This is a genomic window from Novosphingobium sp. B1 (assembly GCF_900176395.1).
In the GTDB taxonomy this organism is placed as follows: domain Bacteria; phylum Pseudomonadota; class Alphaproteobacteria; order Sphingomonadales; family Sphingomonadaceae; genus Novosphingobium.
Genome location: NZ_FWXL01000004.1, coordinates 82,486 through 97,251 on the forward strand (window position 1 = coordinate 82,486; position 14,766 = coordinate 97,251).

15 protein-coding genes are annotated in these 14,766 nt (G+C 63.7%); 2 read left to right on the forward strand and 13 right to left on the reverse strand.

What is annotated here, in order from left to right; all coding sequences use genetic code 11:
- Positions 1 to 10: 10 nt before the first annotated feature.
- The 3 genes from B9A23_RS08380 to B9A23_RS08390 all read right to left on the reverse strand — a co-directional run bounded on the left by B9A23_RS08380 (position 11) and on the right by B9A23_RS08390 (position 4,369).
- Positions 11 to 1,480 (reverse strand): aldehyde dehydrogenase, encoded by a 1,470-nt coding sequence (locus B9A23_RS08380; RefSeq protein ID WP_084278428.1) that lies wholly within the window; start codon positions 1,478 to 1,480, stop codon positions 11 to 13.
- Positions 1,481 to 1,493: 13 nt separating this feature from the next.
- The gene (locus B9A23_RS08385; RefSeq protein WP_084278429.1) at positions 1,494 to 1,895 is read right to left on the reverse strand and encodes a nuclear transport factor 2 family protein; all 402 of its coding nucleotides are present in this window, start codon (positions 1,893 to 1,895) and stop codon (positions 1,494 to 1,496) included.
- A 131-nt stretch (positions 1,896 to 2,026) separates the two neighbouring features.
- Positions 2,027 to 4,369 carry a TonB-dependent receptor gene (locus B9A23_RS08390; protein WP_084278430.1) on the reverse strand — a complete coding sequence of 781 codons (2,343 nt, stop codon included), beginning with the start codon at positions 4,367 to 4,369 and terminating at the stop codon, positions 2,027 to 2,029.
- A 174-nt stretch (positions 4,370 to 4,543) separates the two neighbouring features.
- On the opposite strand from B9A23_RS08390, the gene B9A23_RS08395 reads away from it, so the two are divergent.
- The gene (locus B9A23_RS08395; RefSeq protein ID WP_176217923.1) at positions 4,544 to 5,023 is read left to right on the forward strand and encodes a MarR family winged helix-turn-helix transcriptional regulator; all 480 of its coding nucleotides are present in this window, start codon (positions 4,544 to 4,546) and stop codon (positions 5,021 to 5,023) included.
- 15 nt (positions 5,024 to 5,038) lie between these two features.
- Here B9A23_RS08395 and B9A23_RS08400 read toward each other — a convergent pair whose 3' ends face one another.
- On the reverse strand, positions 5,039 to 5,758 hold the full coding sequence (locus tag B9A23_RS08400) for a nuclear transport factor 2 family protein (protein ID WP_084278432.1): 720 nt from the start codon (positions 5,756 to 5,758) through the stop codon (positions 5,039 to 5,041).
- Between the two features lie 148 nt (positions 5,759 to 5,906).
- Between B9A23_RS08400 and B9A23_RS08405 the strand changes: the two genes are divergently transcribed.
- Positions 5,907 to 6,770, forward strand: a complete 864-nt coding sequence (locus tag B9A23_RS08405) for a dienelactone hydrolase family protein (protein ID WP_084278433.1) — start codon at positions 5,907 to 5,909, stop codon at positions 6,768 to 6,770.
- Between the two features lie 119 nt (positions 6,771 to 6,889).
- Here the strand turns inward: B9A23_RS08405 and B9A23_RS08410 are convergent, their stop codons facing one another.
- The 9 genes from B9A23_RS08410 to B9A23_RS08450 form a co-directional block, all read right to left on the reverse strand.
- A complete protein-coding gene (locus B9A23_RS08410) occupies positions 6,890 to 7,252 on the reverse strand; it encodes a GFA family protein (RefSeq protein ID WP_084278434.1) in 363 nt (120 codons plus the stop codon).
- Between the two features lie 6 nt (positions 7,253 to 7,258).
- Positions 7,259 to 8,176: an SDR family oxidoreductase gene (locus tag B9A23_RS08415; protein WP_084278698.1), complete on the reverse strand. Its 918-nt coding sequence runs from the start codon at positions 8,174 to 8,176 to the stop codon at positions 7,259 to 7,261.
- Complete coding sequence (locus B9A23_RS08420) at positions 8,173 to 9,654, reverse strand: carotenoid oxygenase family protein (protein ID WP_084278699.1); 1,482 nt, start codon at positions 9,652 to 9,654, stop codon at positions 8,173 to 8,175. The genes B9A23_RS08415 and B9A23_RS08420 overlap by 4 nt, the downstream gene beginning before the upstream one ends.
- Positions 9,655 to 9,710: 56 nt before the next feature.
- Positions 9,711 to 10,499, reverse strand: coding sequence for a CmcJ/NvfI family oxidoreductase (locus B9A23_RS08425; protein ID WP_084278700.1), 789 nt, complete (start codon positions 10,497 to 10,499; stop codon positions 9,711 to 9,713).
- Between the two features lie 100 nt (positions 10,500 to 10,599).
- On the reverse strand, positions 10,600 to 11,544 hold the full coding sequence (locus B9A23_RS08430) for a Gfo/Idh/MocA family oxidoreductase (protein WP_084278435.1): 945 nt from the start codon (positions 11,542 to 11,544) through the stop codon (positions 10,600 to 10,602).
- A 72-nt stretch (positions 11,545 to 11,616) separates the two neighbouring features.
- Complete coding sequence (locus tag B9A23_RS08435) at positions 11,617 to 12,459, reverse strand: class III extradiol dioxygenase subunit beta (protein WP_084278436.1); 843 nt, start codon at positions 12,457 to 12,459, stop codon at positions 11,617 to 11,619.
- Between the two features lies 1 nt (position 12,460).
- Entirely contained in the window at positions 12,461 to 12,892 is a 432-nt protein-coding gene (gene ligA, locus B9A23_RS08440; protein ID WP_084278437.1) for a protocatechuate 4,5-dioxygenase subunit alpha, read from the reverse strand.
- Complete coding sequence (locus B9A23_RS08445; RefSeq protein ID WP_084278438.1) at positions 12,889 to 13,914, reverse strand: amidohydrolase family protein; 1,026 nt, start codon at positions 13,912 to 13,914, stop codon at positions 12,889 to 12,891. The genes ligA and B9A23_RS08445 overlap by 4 nt, the downstream gene beginning before the upstream one ends.
- On the reverse strand, positions 13,911 to 14,732 hold the full coding sequence (locus B9A23_RS08450; RefSeq protein ID WP_084278439.1) for an NAD(P)-dependent oxidoreductase: 822 nt from the start codon (positions 14,730 to 14,732) through the stop codon (positions 13,911 to 13,913). The genes B9A23_RS08445 and B9A23_RS08450 overlap by 4 nt, the downstream gene beginning before the upstream one ends.
- Between the last annotated feature and the right edge of the window lie 34 nt (positions 14,733 to 14,766).

The window sequence follows — 14,766 nt, forward strand, 5'->3', positions numbered from 1 at the left end:
ATCTCCCAATTCAAAGCGCGGACGGCATCCCGTCGATCAGGATGGTCTTCATTTCGAGATAAGGGAACAGCCCCTCCGGCCCGCCCTCGCGCCCGATGCCCGATTGCTTGAAGCCGCCAAACGGCAGGCCGAAGTCCATCCGCAGCCCGTTCTGCCCGAAACCGCCGGTGCGCACGCGGCGGGCGATGCGATAGGCGGCATCGGCGTCGGTGGTCAGCACCGAACCGTTAAGGCCATAAGCGCTGTCGTTGGCCGTGCGGATGGCGTCCTCCTCGTCCTCTACCGGGATCAGGCTGAGCACCGGGCCGAATATCTCTTCCTGCGCGATCCGGCTGTCGTTCTTCACGTTGGCAAACAGCGTCGGCTCGATGAAATAGCCGCGGTTGAGGTGCGCCGGGCGTCCCCCGCCAGTGACGAGATCGGCCGTCTGCCTGCCTTCCTCGATGTACATTTCGATGCGTTCGAGCTGGCGCTTCATGGCGACGGGGCCAAGCTGGGCTTCGGGATCGTCGGAATGCCCGATGCGGACCTGCTTCATCTGCGCCGCGATGGCTTCGGCCAGTTCATCGTGGCGGTGGCGGGGCACGATCACGCGGCTGAGCATCGCGCAGACCTGCCCGCTCATCATCGTGATCGTGCCGGCCAGCATCTTTGCCGCCGCATCGATCGGGAAATCGTCGCGCACGATCGCGGCCGACTTGCCCCCCAGTTCCAGCGTGCAGCGCGCCATGCGACCACCGCAGACCGAGGCAATGCGCCTGCCCGCCACGGTCGAGCCAGTGAAGCTGACCTTGTCCACGCCCTCGTTGCAAACCAGATGGTCGCTCGCCTCGCGATGGCCGGTCACAAGGTTCACCACACCTGCCGGAATTCCTGCAGCCTCTGCCGCCTCGGCAATGATATAGGCCTCGAGCGGCGTCTCGGGCGATGGCTTCATGATCACAGTGCAGCCGGTCAGCAACGCATAGGCGACCTTGTTGGCCATGATCCCGAACGGCCCGTTCCAGGGCGCAATCGCGGCAACCACGCCCACCGGCTCATAGGCGATCAGCGCAGTATCGGCAGCCATGCTCGGGCGGCGCTCGACGAATTCGAACTGTTCGGCAAACCCCGCGATCTGGCCCAATGCCATCACGCTGCCACCATGCATCGGCCCTGCAAACGAAGCGAGCCCGCCCATCTGCGCGGTCCACGCCTTTGCCAGTTCCGGCACCCGCGTTTCGAGACGTGCCACCATGCGACGGAAGGCCGCGATGCGTTCTGCTGGTGGCGTCGAAGGCCACGGTCCGTGATCGAAGGCCTCGCGCGCGGCAGCAACGGCAGCATCCATGTCGGCTTCGTCGGCCTCGGCCACGCGGCCCACCACCTGTTCGGTGTTGGGGGAGATGAGGTCGATCATCCTTCCGGAATGCGCCGGCATCCATCGGCCGCCGATATAAAGCTTGTCAGGATGGCTGACGTTCACGCCTTCGGGGGTCATGCGGGTTGTCCTCTCACGCCTGCGCCAGCGCGCATTCCACGCGCTCGATCAGGCCGTCCTTGATCGTATAGAAGATGAATTGACGCATTTCCTGCATCTGGCCTGCAGCAATCGGGAAGAATTCGTGCAAGCCCCGCGCGTCCAGCGCCTCGCGGGTCAAGTCCTTGACCCCTTCCACGCGGATCACCGCATCGATGGCGGTCAGCGTATCCGAGCAGGCAAAGTTCAGCACGGTCACGCTCTCCTTCACGTGATCGTGCAGAAAAGCGTAGAAGTCCTTGAGCGCCTGCCGCGAACGGATCTCGACACCGAAAAACGTCATCAGCGGAGGATCCACGTAAAAGTCGGCGACCGCGTCGTAGTCCTTCGCGTTGAACGCGGCGACGTATCGGTCATAGCCCTCGCGCGTCAGCAAGGCATTTCTCCCATCTGCGGCCGGATTCGGCTCGCAGCGAAGACGCTAACATTTGATATTGTTTGCGCCAAGCCCAAAAGAAAAGGGCGGCCATCGCTGACCGCCCAATTCCCTCATGAACCTGTAATCGGTCAGAAGCGCTTCTGCACCGTGACTGCCCATTCGCGCGGGCGGCCAACCTGGCTGTAGGCCGTGCCGGTGAAGGCATAGACCGACGCGAAGCGGAACGGCGTGTAGTATTCGTCGAACACGTTCTGCACTTCGAACGAGATCGACAAGTCCTCGCCGGCATTGCGCCAGGTAAGGCGCGCGTTGGCGATGTCATAGGGGTTGAAGAATTCGATCGGCTGCCCCGCGGCGATGCGACCGGCGCTCTGCCTGCCGGTATGCGCATAGTCGAAGCGCGGCGTGATCGATCCGGCATCGCCCAGTTCGGCGCGATACTGGATGCCTGCGCTCCACTTCCAGTTGGGCGTGACGATCGGGTCGGTCAGCAGGATCGCATTGCCGACGCGCGGGTCGATGTTCTTGTAGTTGCCGGTCAGGTGGCTGACCGATCCATCGATATCCAGACCGGGGAGCGGCGAGGCCTGAAATTCGACTTCGAAGCCCTTGATCCGGCCATTGCCCGCATTCTGGCGCGCACCGCACGGAGCCAGTGATCCCAGCGACGCACACGAAATCAGCGGAAGCTGGATGTCGTTGTAGTCGTTGATGAAGCCGGCAATGTTCAGGCGCAGGCGGCGATCGAACAGGTCGGTCTTGAGACCCGCTTCATAGGCGGTCACCGTTTCCGGATCGAAGCTGCCGTTGAGGGCCTGCGCGGCGTCGAACGGACGCGCGGTCACGCCGCCACCCTTGAAGCCGGTGCCCACGGTCACGTAGGCCAGAACTTCGGGGCTGAAGCGATAGTCCGCCGAGAGGCGCCAGTCGACCTTGTCGCCGGAATAGACCGCCTTCAGTCCGTCCAGCGGGCCAAGGAAGATCGAACGGGTCGCACCATCGAAGTTCTTGCGAACGAAGGTGTAGTCCTTGCTTTCCTTGGTATAGCGCAGGCCGCCAGTCAGGGTCAGGCCCTCGATCGGGCGGGCGATCACCGTGCCGAACACCGCCTTGCTGTCGGCATTGACCGGGTCGTTGCCCAGGAACTGGAAGTTCAGGCCCGGCGCGATATAGCGGATGTCCTGGCGGGTGAAGTAGACCGAACGCTGGTCGGAATAGTAGCCGCCCACGGTCAGGTCGACATTGTCACCCAGCTTGGCGTTGACGCGCAGTTCCTGGCTGAAGAACCAGAACTTGAGGTCGTTGTAGCCCTGTCCGGCAATGGCGAGATCCGGGGTGAAGTCGTCGTCGGTGCCCCACTTCTGGCGGTAATTGCGATAGGCGGTGATCGACTGCACGTTGACCGAATCGTTCAGCCCGATGGTCATGTTGGCCGAGAAGCCGTAGCCGTCGAACTTCAGGCGATTGGGCATGTTGTAGCCCTGGCCGACGAAGCCACCGGCAGGGGCATAGAAATTGGCGTAAGTGCAGAAGCGGCCGCAGGCATAGGCCGGCGTGATGCGCGCGGGATTGATCAGCGAGATCACCTCAGCGGCATTGGTGCGCTCTTCATGCGTATAGTCGCCGATGATCACCAGGTCGAAGTTGTCGCCCGGATTGTAGCGCACCGATCCGCGCAGGCCGGCGTAACCCTTCTCGCCCAGCTTATCGATCACGCAGTCCTGGCCTGAACCGGGACGCGCCGTGATCCCCTGCGGGTTGCCCGGCTTGGCGCAGCCATAGTCGAGCTGGTCCACGTAGCCGTTCTGGCGCTTGTAGACGCCCGAAACGCGCGCATAGAGATCCTGCGCAAGGATGAAGTTGGCGCTGCCGCGAATGTCGACACGGTTGCGGCTGCCATAGACGGCCTCGACCATGCCCGAATTCTCGTCGGTCGGCTTCTTCGAGAACAGCTTGATCGCACCGCCGATGGCGTTGCGCCCGGTCAGCGTGCCCTGCGGCCCGCGCAGCACTTCCACGCGCTCTAGATCGAGCAGGTCGAAGATGCCGCCGGTCAGCGTGGCATAATAGACGTCATCGACGTACATGCCCACGCCCGGCTCGTATGCTGGGTTGAAATCGAACTGGCCCACGCCGCGGATCGATGCGCCGAGCGACGAGCCATAGGCCCCGCCCATCGCGTTGAGCGTGACGTTCGGCGCCTGCTGCGCGATCTGGGCGATGTCGGTCTGGTTGCGCGAGGCAAGCAGCGTTGCGTCGACCGCGGTGATCGACAGCGGCGTATCCTGCAACCGCTGTTCGCGGAACTGCGCGGTCACCACGATTTCGCGCGCGGATTCCGGTGTGGTTTCCTCGGCTTGTGCCTGGGCATCCTGCGCCATTGCCGGCATGGCAAGGCCCAGCGACAGCGCACCGCAACTGGCGGCGGCAAGAAGGCGCAACTCTGACGTGAAACGACTGGCTTGTGCCATAACCCCTCTCCTGTATGGTCCTCTTCGGAACCGCTTCCTGTTTGTTAGTAAGGCATACTAATTTCTGCTTTGCAAGCCTAACATTCGTGGCAATCCAATCAGCGGCGGATTGCGGCCAATCGAGCACACTTGGCCTCTTGCCCGATGCCGGGAACGCGGCAATACACAGCGGCCATGGCAGCAGCAGAACCATCCGATGCCCAGAACGAGGCTCCCGCGATCGCTGGCGATGTCGCCCTTCTGGTCGACCTTCTCAAACTCGCGACTTTCATCGGCACGCCGATGCGTGAAGGCGTCGCCGAACCCTTGGGCCTTACATCGACGGACCTGCGCATCGTGCTGGCCCTGGGCGGCGAAGGTGAACTCGCCGGGCACGATCTTTCGGAAATCATGGGTGTGCCACCGATGAACGTGAGTCGCGCCATCACCTCGCTCATGCAGCGGGGGCTGGTCGAACCGGGCAAGGACAAGACCAACCGCCGCCGCAAGCCGGTCCGCCTCAGCGAGGCTGGCAAACGCGTTTTCGCGCAGACCATACCGGCCATGGACTCGGTTGGCGCCGACCTGTTCAAGGGCGTTTCCCAGCGCGATCGCGATGCCTTCCGCCGCGTCGCCGCATCGGTGCTCCTGCGCATCGGCCGCTGGGGCAACTGAACGATCCCGCCGCGCTCAAGGCCACGCCTTCTGCAGCCGCGTAAAGTCCTCCACGGCAAAGGCCCTGGCCAGCACCGGGTGGGCAAAGCTCATCGCCACTTCCTGGCGGTTGGGCCAGGTCTGCCGCACTTGCGTGTCGGGCAGCAGGCGGTCTGGCCCGATGGGATTTTCGGGGAAGCATACGGCGGCTGGCTGCAGGTGCGCCACGGTCTTTGACCAGCCGGTCTCGTAATCGGCCTGCCACTGCATCATGTAGTCAAGCCGCTTGATCTTCCAGACGCCGTCTTCCTTGACGTAGTCGTTCTCGTATATGCCGCTTTCCCAGAACTGCTGCGGCATGCCCTCGGGCTTGTCCTTCAGGATATCGTCATGCCAGCCGCCCGCAAGAATGCCACGAAAGCGGCCCTTGGCGCTTTGCCCGTCTGCGGAAATCGTGATCACGTCCTGCAACTGGAAATGGTCAAGCAGCAGCCCGTGCACCGGGCCGCGCCGCCCGCCGGTGAACAGGTTCTGGAACCACGTTCCGTAAAGACGCATCACCCCTTCGTAGCCAACGTATTCGCCCGACAGGAACACGACAGCGCCATCCCGTGCGAACAGCCCCGCGACTTCCTCTGGCCGGTTGTAGTCGATGTAGTAGCCATAGGCCCACTGCAGGCGGCGGATCGCGTTGAGATCCTCAAGCTCGGTCACGCGCGCTTCAAGCGCGGCAATGCGGGCATTCACGTCAGTCATGCTTCGACTCTCCCAAGCCGGTCTATTTGTATGTAACACTAACAAATTGCTTGGCGAATGCGAGAGGAAAAATCACCCGCCAAGGCACCTTGCGCAGCGATGTGCCCGCGCTAGTCTCTGCTCCGGACGGAGCGTGGAGAATTTTGCGATGTGCGATGAGCTTACCGAGGCCGAGAACGCCGAATTTTTCCTTAACCGCCGTGAGTTCGCCTCGCTCGGCGCGGGCGCTGCCGCCCTCGCCGCGTTGCCCGGCTGCGCCACCGCCGCCGAAGCACTCACCGCCAGCCGCAGCGTCGTGATCGACACGCCCGATGGCAAGGCCGACGCCTTCTTCGTCTACCCGACCAAGGGCAAGCACCCCGCCGTCATCATGTGGCCCGACATCGCCGGCCTGCGAGATGCCTACAAGACCATGGGCACCCGCCTTGCCGCTGCCGGCTACGCCGTGCTGGTCGTCAACCAGTACTATCGATCCAGCCCCGCCCCGATCCTGAACTCGCTGATGGAATGGCGGGCGCCTGCAGGACAGGCCAAGCTCAAGCCGATGATCGCGGCGATCACGCCCTCTGGCACCACGTCAGATGCTGCCGCCTTCGTCTCATGGCTCGACATGCAGAAGGAAGTGAACGCCAAGAAGCGCATCGGCTCGGCCGGTTACTGCATGGGCGGCCCCTTCACCGTGCGCACCGCCTTTGCCAACCCGGCCCGCGTCGGCGCGGCGGCCTCGTTCCACGGCGGCGGCCTCGTCGGGCCCGAAGCGGACAGCCCGGTCAACCTGATCGGCAAGACCCGCGCGGCCTATCTCTTCGCCATCGCCCAGAACGACGATGAACGCGCGCCCAAGGAAAAGACCCAGCTGCGCGCAGCGGCCTCAGCCGCCAAGCGCCCCGCCGAGATCGAAGTCTACCCCGCCCAGCACGGCTGGTGCACCCTCGACGCCCCGATCTACGACCGCGCGCAAGCGGAGAAGGCATGGGGGCGGATGCTGGCGCTGTTCAAGGCGAACTTGTGAGGGCTGGCCGCTCGCACTTAGCCCCTCCCCCTTGAGGGGGAGGCTGGGTGGGGGTGTACCACGCGGCGTTGACGCAGGTCTGCGCCTTCCCAGCTCCTCCCGGCGGGGAGGGAAGAGCGTCAGGCTTTCGAGCCCTCGATAAAGATTGGTCGCAATGCGGCCTTATCCAGACCGTCAAGGCACCCTGCGTTTATCGCAAACTTGTCCGGCAGTTTTCGCATCCGGTGGAAGGTGTAACAGCCGCATGTCGAACAGAAATAGTGGATCGCGACACCTGTGTTGAAACGATATTCGGTCAACTTATCGTCGCCGCATGCGATGACCAGATCGGATGCGTCACAGCGCAACATGATCGAATTGCGCCGTCTGCACATCGAGCAATCACACAGGACCGAATAGGACGGATCGCATCTCGCCTTGAAACGCACTGCCCCGCAGTGGCAGGTGCCGCTAAAGGCTTGAAGCACAATAGTTCCCGTCATGGATCGTCAGGCCCCCCGCAGCATCTCCGCATTATCCTCGATCATCTGCCGCACCGAGCGCGCCTTGCGGCCGGTCAGTCGCTCGACGTCATCGGTGCACAGCTCCAGAAACCCCTCGCGGATCGCGCGGCCGAACGACACCATGTCATCGCTGTTCCACGGGATGCCAGCCACTTCCAGATCGTCGACCGGGCGGCGGGGAATGCCCATCGCGTCGAACATCGCGTACTGGCCCTCGTCGTCGAGCGAGACATGCTCCACTGGCCGCCCCGTCACTTCGGCCATGATCGCCGCCACCTCCCCAAAGGTCTGCAATTCCGGTCCGGTGATGTTGTATATCTGGCCTACATGGCCCTCGCCGGTCAGCACCGCGACCGCGCTTTCGATGCAGTCGTCACGCCAGACCATGGCCTCCCGCCCCTCTCCAGCGTTCGAGAACCACTTGCCGCTCTGGATCACGCCCGGCCCGGCCATCAGGATCATCGCGTCGGCATAGTGCGCGTCGCGCAGCATGGTCCAGCCGCAGCCGGAAGCGCGGATCAGGGCTTCCGTCTCGATATGATCGTGGCGCACTTCGGCGGGGTTGGCGGGATCATCGATGCCGATGAAGCTGGTGTAGATGATGTGCGCCACCCCAGCCGCTGCGGCCGCGTCCACCGCCGCCTTGTGCTGCACCACCCGCGCCCCAACCCGCGTGCCCGAGATCAGCAGCATCCGCTCCGCCCCCTGCACCGCCTGCTCGAGCGTCTCGGGCTTGTCGAAATCGCCATAGCGCACCGTGCAGCCTTGCCCGGCACGGTCGGCCAGTTTCTCGGGCTTGCGCGTGATCAGGATCAGGTCCGAGGCGAGACCCTGCGCGATCAGACGATCGGTCACACCCCGGCCATAGTTGCCCGATGCGCCCGTGATGACGATCCGGCTCACGACAGCGCGTCCAGCTGCGCCTGCGGCACCCACCAGCCGTGCACCTGCGGACGCAAACGCGCGGGGATCTGCACCTTGGCGACCGGCCCCGCACCGATGTTTCCGGCATCGATCACCCAGGCCTCGTGGATGAACTGGTTGTCGCCCACTTGCTGGTCCATGATGAACACCATCCAGCCGTCCTGTGCAGGATCGCTGGCGGGCACGTGCACCGGTTCGTTGAACCCGGCCATCGGCGGCAGGGCGAGCGCATTGGTCACTTGCGGGGTCGGCGTATCCATCCCGTCCAGCCGCAGCAGCACGTTGAAGCTGACGCCGACCGGCCCGGCGAACAAGGGCGGCCCCTGCAGCTCGGGGTTCATCGAAAACATGAAGCCGGTCTTGTAGGGCCGCCCCTGCTGCTTCGCAGGGATCACCGGGAAGTCGCCCGGAGGCCCGATGATGGTTTCCACCACCTCGCCGCCGTCAGCCTTGGGATCGACCGTCCAGCGCGTCAGCGCACCAACCACGTCCTGCGGCCCCATGTGGATGCCCGAAGGCTCGCGGATGAAGGCAAAGGCATTGGTATTGTTGAGGCAGGCATCGAAGTGGAGCATGCCGTCAGCATCCTCCCACGCGTTCATCATGTGGTACGAATGGCAGCCCTTGGGCCCCTTGAACCACTTGATTTCCGATACATCGCCATAGCGCGGCATCACGCCGAGCCAGCTTTCCAGCTCCGGCTCGTGATGCCAGTGCTCCCCGCCTGCCTTGAGCCGGTCAAGGTCCGCTGTCGTCGGGTAGATGGGGAACAGCGCGTAGTTCTGGCTGATCGTGAAGTCGTGCATCATCGCGCAATAGGGCGCATCGAACCACTGCTCGGACTTCAGCGTGCCATCGGGAGCGACCACGCAATAGGCAACCTTTGTGGAAGCCTGCCCATCGGCCTCGTAGCCATAGAAGAACAGCTCACCGGTCTCGCCGTCGATCCGCACGTGCGCGGTCATCGTCTCGGATTTCAGCGCGCCGCCAAAGTCGTAGGAGCCGAGCGTTGCCAATGTCTTCGGATCGACGCGATAGGGCCGCCCGTCCTCCTTGGCCATCAGCAGGCGTCCGGCGTGCCACACCGGCGTGGTGTTGGCCACGGTGCGGTCCACCCCCTGAACGGAAGGATCATCGGTGAACGGATTGCGATACTTGCCGAACAGCGCCTTGCCCGCCGCCTTCTCGGCCTTGTAGCGCGCCGTTTCCACGAACTTCATGATGAAGTCCGCCGTCCCGTCGCCGTTGAACGACAGGCGGCTGATCATGCCATCGCCCGACAGGGTGTGGTCATTGTCGAACATCGGCGCAAAGGCGGGATCAGGAACAGCGCGATAGAAGCTGCCGCGCACTTCGGCAGGCAGATCGCCTTCCACCTTCAGTCCGCGCAGTTCCACTTCCTGCCCCACCGGTTCATTCGCGCCGGTAAAATAGATCGTCTGCGGATACGCGCCCATGACCACACCTCACCCTATCATTTGTTACGGTATGTTTAGCGCAATGCGCGCCGGGTTCAAGCCCACCAATAGGCCGTCGCGCGCATTTCGATGCTGACGCGCGCGGGCGCGTCGGCCGGGCAGCCAGGCAGGTCGAAGGCAACGTGCGGCACGTGGTGCGCGCGGGCGGGATCGCTGTCGTTGGTCTTGAACAGCACGGCCTCGTCGATGCGCATCTGCGAGAACCAGTGCCAGCGATGGGCCGGGTTGTGCGCAACCACCAGCCCTTCGAACGACCACTCCGGCTCGCCAGGTGCATCGAACACGGCATCGGCAGCGATCAGATCTTGCGGTGCCGGGCTGCGTGCATCGCAGAACGCCAGCGGCACATCCTGCGGTGGCGGCGAGATTGCCCGCCATACGTTGTAATGCGCGCAGCGCACGAACGCCCGTCCGTTCGCCCCGCGCTCGCCGAAGGCCTGCGCGGTGCGGTCGGAAATGTCGATATGGGCAAAGCGCGCCGGCATCGAATTGTTGAGGCTGCCGGCCTTGCCGCTCTTCTCGGAAAAGCGCAGCAGCCCCGGCGCGCCGACGTGTACGAAGTCCGCCCCGGTCCGCGCCTGCACCAATTCCTCGATCTCGCGCATATGCACCCGCGCCACCTGTTCCCGATCGGCAAAGTCGCTGACGGCGCTCTTGTGAGGAACGATCTCGAAACCCTCACGGTCGATGGAAGTGCTTAACCCGCGCGCATCGGTCATCGCCATCGGCACAAGCGCAATTTCCACCTCGTCGCGCTCATGCGCGTTGGCATAGTAGCGCGGCCGTGCGAACTTGCGTCCCGAATAGGCGATCAGCGCATCCATCCTCGTCTCCTCACCGGCCCGCTTGTGGCGCGGGTCCGACTTCAATCGCCCGTCTGCCCGAACGAAAAAGGCCCGCCGTTTCGGGCGGGCCTTTCCTAAGTCAGCCAGCGGCCAGTTGCTGTTCCAGCTCGCCCAGCACGCGGTAGCAGTCGAACACCTTCTGCACCGAGCTGTTCGGCTCGCGCCCTTCGCGGATCGCGGCAATGAATTCGCGGTCCTGCAATTCGATGCCGTTCATGCTGACATCGACCTTGGATACGTCGATCGGCTCTTCCTTGCCGTTCACCAGATCGTCGTAGCGCGCGATGTAGGTCGCAGTATCACCGATGTAGCGGAAGAAGGTACCCAGCGGACCGTCATTGTTGAACGACAGCGAAAGGGTGCAGATCGCGCCGCTCTCGCTCTTCAGCTGGATCGACATGTCCATGGCGATGCCCAGGTCCGGATGGATCGGGCCTTTGACGGCGTTGGCCTTGACGATCTTGCCAGCCTGATAGGCGAACAGGTCAACCGTGTGCGCGGCGTGGTGCCACAGCAGGTGGTCGGTCCAGGAACGCGGCTCGCCCTTGGCGTTGATGTTGCGGCGGCGGAAGAAGTAGGTCTGCACATCCATCTGCTGGACGTTGAATTCGCCCGCCTTGATCCGGTTGTGCACGAACTGGTGGCTTGGGTTGAAGCGGCGGGTGTGGCCGACCATGCAGACCTTGCCCGTCTCTTCCTGCACGCGCAGCACTTCCTGCGCATCGGCCCAGCTGTCGGCCAGCGGGATTTCCACCTGAACGTGCTTACCCGCCTTCATGCAGGCGATGGCTTGCGAGGCGTGCATCTGCGTCGGCGTGCACAGGATCACCGCGTCCACGTCATCGCGGGCCAGCGCGTCTTCAAGCTCGGTCGAGGAGTGCTTGGCACCGTACTTGGCGGCAACGGCGGCAGCCTGTTCGCCGGTGCGACTGATGATCGAGGTGATCTCCACGCCATCGATGTTCTTGAGGCCATCGAGGTGCTTTTCGCCGAACGCGCCGGCGCCTGCCAAGGCTATGCGCATGTCTTGTCCCTTTCGTCAGAAAAGACCGGGCAGCCCGGTGAGGGCCGCCCGGCAAGGGTGGATAGGGTGTCGTCAGTCCGTCGGTTCGAGCACGATGTGCCCGATCGCGGTGTTGCTGCACGGAATGTGATAGTGGCGGTTGAGCGTCTTCACGCTCTTGCCCAGTGCCCCGCGCATGATCAGCCACATGACCATCTCGATCCCTTCCGAGCCGGTCTCGCGCAGATATTCGATGTGCGGGATGTGGCGGACATCGTCATTGTTCGATGCCAGCATGTCGAGGAACTTGTTGTCCCACTCACGGTTCAGCAGGCCGGCGCGCGGGCCCTGAAGCTGGTGGCTCATGCCGCCGGTGCCCCAGATCTGCACGTTGAGGTCTTCGGGGAAGCTTTCCACCGCGCGGGCAATCGCCTCGCCCAGCGCCCAGCAACGATTGCCCGAGGGGACGGGGTAGGTGACGACGTTCACCGCCAGCGGCACGACCTTGACCGGCCACTTCTCCGGCTGGCCGAACATCATCGACAGCGGCACGGTCAACCCGTGGTCGACGTCCATCTCGTTGATGATGGTCATGTCGAAGTCGTCGAGGATCAGGCTCTGCGCGATGTGCCAGGCAAGGTCGGCATGGCCTTCGACGTCCGGCACCGGGCGTGGGCCCCAGCCTTCGTCAGCCGACTTGTAGTGCTCGCCGCAACCGATCGCGAAGGTCGGGATGATGTTGGCATCGAACGCCGATGCGTGGTCGTTATAGACCAGGATCACCACATCGGGCTTTTCGCGGGCCTCCCATTCGCGGGTCCATTCGTAACCCTTGAAGATCGGGCCGAAATAGTCGTCCTGCCACTTGCCCTGGTCGACAGCGACGCCAAGCAGCGGAACGTGGCTGGAGCCGACGCCAGCAGTAATCTTGGCCATGTCAGTAGCCTCCCTTTATGGAGCGATTGCCTTCGGGCTTGCGGCCGCCTTCCAGCATCATCTGGCGGTATTCCGGCCAGGTCATGTCGGTCATCGTGCTGACCGCCTCGGCAAATGGCAGCCCGTCCGATGAAAAGAGCTTCGACAGGAAATAGACGTTGCCGCCAAGGTCAAGCAGCGCGTTGTAATCGCGCTTGAGCAGGGCCTGCTTGGCCTCTTCGCTGATCTTCCACTCGTCGAGATAGGCGCGCTCGTCGGCCTTGAACCGCTCGCGGTTGTCCGGCTTCATCAGGCTCATCGCGAACTGGTTGATCCAGTAGCCCATGCGGGCACGCTTGGCCGTGAACACCCGGGTGCCTGGGATATCCTCGAACTCGGCGAGGTATTCGTGGATGTTCTGGTGCTGCGGCTTGGTCGCGTTGCTATCTGTCACAGGCCCCTCTCCTTCAGCTTGGCGTCGAGGCGCGGGAAGACGCGGCGCGCGTTGCCCTCGAAGATCGCGTGGCGTTCGGCATCGCTGATGTCGAGCGCATCGACATAGCGCTTGGTGTCGTCGAAATAGAAGCCGGTGGTGGGATCGATGCCGCGCACCGCGCCAACCATTTCCGAGCCGAACAGGATGTTCTTGTTCTCGATCACGTCGGCCAGAAGGTCGATCCCCGGCTGGTGATAGACGCAGGTGTCGAAGAACACGTTGTTCATCAGGTGCGTGTCGAGCCCCGGCTTCTTGAGCATGTCGGCAAGGCCGCGATAGCGTCCCCAGTGATAGGGCACCGCACCGCCGCCATGCGGAATGATGAAGCGCAGGGTCGGGAAACGGCTGAACAGGTCGCCTTCCAGCAACTGCATGAAGGCGATGGTGTCAGCCGCGATGTAGTACCCGCCGGTGGCATGCATCGCCGGGTTGCACGATCCCGAGACGTGGATCATTGCCGGAACGTCCAGCTCGCACATCTTCTCGTAGAACGGGAACCAGTATTCATCCGTCAGCGGCGGATGCTTGAAGTGCCCGCCACCGGGATCGGGATTGAGGTTGCAGCCGATGAAGCCCAGCTCGTTCACGCAGCGCTCCAGCTCGCGGATCGAGGACGACATGTCCGCTTCCGGAGACTGCGGCAGCATGCACACGCCCGCAAACGTCTCGGGGTATAGCCCGACCACGCGCGCGATCAGATCGTTGCACACCTGCGCCCACTTCACTGCAACCGTCTGGTCACCCACGTGCGGCGCCATGGCCGAAGCGCGGGGTGAGAAGATCGTCATGTCCGCGCCGCGCTCCTTGAGCAGGCGCAACTGGTTGCTCTCGATCGTCTCGCGGATCTCGTCGTCCGAGATGTCCGGGTAGGGCGGGCACTCGGTGCCAGCCTTGAATGCGGCCTTCTGCTTCTCGCGCCACTCGTCGTGCGCCTTTGGCAGCACGGTATAGTGGCCGTGGCAGTCGATGATCATTGTCATGCGACTTCGGTCCTCTCAGGGTTGAATGCGATTGTCTTGCCCGCCTGCTCGCGCTGGCGGCGCACGGTGCCGCTGGTCATCACCGGTTCGACGCCCAGCGATTCCAGCGTCTTGGCACTCTCTTCCATCTCCGCCGCACGACGAGCCCCGTGGGTCGTCATGCGCTCGACATTGTATTCGGCGCGCTCGAACCAGCTCTGCGTCTTCTCGCTGGCGTCCAGCGAGGACAGCACCTCCCCCACGACACCGGCCTTCGTTGCCGCGAGCATCATCTCGGCGGTCAGGGCCTCGATGCCCTTGACCATGACCGAACGGATCATCTTGATCGCGCTGGCCCGCCCGATCTCGTCACCGACAACGCGCGTCCTGGCGAAACCCGCAGCACGCAGCCGCGCCTCGGCCTCGGCCGCATCGATGCCCGAGATCAGCAGCGGCACATTCATCCGTGCAGGGTTGACCGGCGCAAGCACTGCCACGTCGACATAGCGCCCGCCCGCAGCCTCGACAGCCTTTGCCGCAGCCCGCTTGGTGTCAGGCGCGACGGAATTCATGTCGCACCATATCGCGCCTGCCTTCAGTAGAGCGGCATAGTCCTCGGCCGCCGGCAGCGCCGAATCCGCCGTCACCAGCGAGAGTACGAGGTCCGCATCGCCCAACGCATCCTCGGCCGTGCCGCAGATCACCACGCCCGCGTCTTCCATCACCGCCCGGCGCGCCGGGTTGATGTCGAAGGCCAGCGCCGCAGACTCCCAGCCTGCCGCCTTGGCAAAAGTGGACCCGGCCTCACCGAAGCCGATCAGGGCAATAACGCTCTCCATGGGCAGCGGTCCTGCGTTGCCTTCCGCAAAGGAA

Excerpts from the sequence above, each read along its gene's own strand:
- B9A23_RS08380 (WP_084278428.1), bottom strand. The coding sequence starts at position 1,480 with ATGACCCCCGAAGGCGTGAACGTCAGCCATCCTGACAAGCTTTATATC.
- B9A23_RS08390 (WP_084278430.1), bottom strand. The coding sequence starts at position 4,369 with ATGGCACAAGCCAGTCGTTTCACGTCAGAGTTGCGCCTTCTTGCCGCC.
- B9A23_RS08395 (WP_176217923.1), top strand. The coding sequence starts at position 4,544 with ATGGCAGCAGCAGAACCATCCGATGCCCAGAACGAGGCTCCCGCGATC.
- B9A23_RS08400 (WP_084278432.1), bottom strand. The coding sequence starts at position 5,758 with ATGACTGACGTGAATGCCCGCATTGCCGCGCTTGAAGCGCGCGTGACC.
- B9A23_RS08405 (WP_084278433.1), top strand. The coding sequence starts at position 5,907 with ATGTGCGATGAGCTTACCGAGGCCGAGAACGCCGAATTTTTCCTTAAC.
- B9A23_RS08410 (WP_084278434.1), bottom strand. The coding sequence starts at position 7,252 with ATGACGGGAACTATTGTGCTTCAAGCCTTTAGCGGCACCTGCCACTGC.
- B9A23_RS08420 (WP_084278699.1), bottom strand. The coding sequence starts at position 9,654 with ATGGGCGCGTATCCGCAGACGATCTATTTTACCGGCGCGAATGAACCG.
- B9A23_RS08425 (WP_084278700.1), bottom strand. The coding sequence starts at position 10,499 with ATGGATGCGCTGATCGCCTATTCGGGACGCAAGTTCGCACGGCCGCGC.
- B9A23_RS08430 (WP_084278435.1), bottom strand. The coding sequence starts at position 11,544 with ATGCGCATAGCCTTGGCAGGCGCCGGCGCGTTCGGCGAAAAGCACCTC.
- B9A23_RS08435 (WP_084278436.1), bottom strand. The coding sequence starts at position 12,459 with ATGGCCAAGATTACTGCTGGCGTCGGCTCCAGCCACGTTCCGCTGCTT.
- B9A23_RS08445 (WP_084278438.1), bottom strand. The coding sequence starts at position 13,914 with ATGACAATGATCATCGACTGCCACGGCCACTATACCGTGCTGCCAAAG.
- B9A23_RS08450 (WP_084278439.1), bottom strand. The coding sequence starts at position 14,732 with ATGGAGAGCGTTATTGCCCTGATCGGCTTCGGTGAGGCCGGGTCCACT.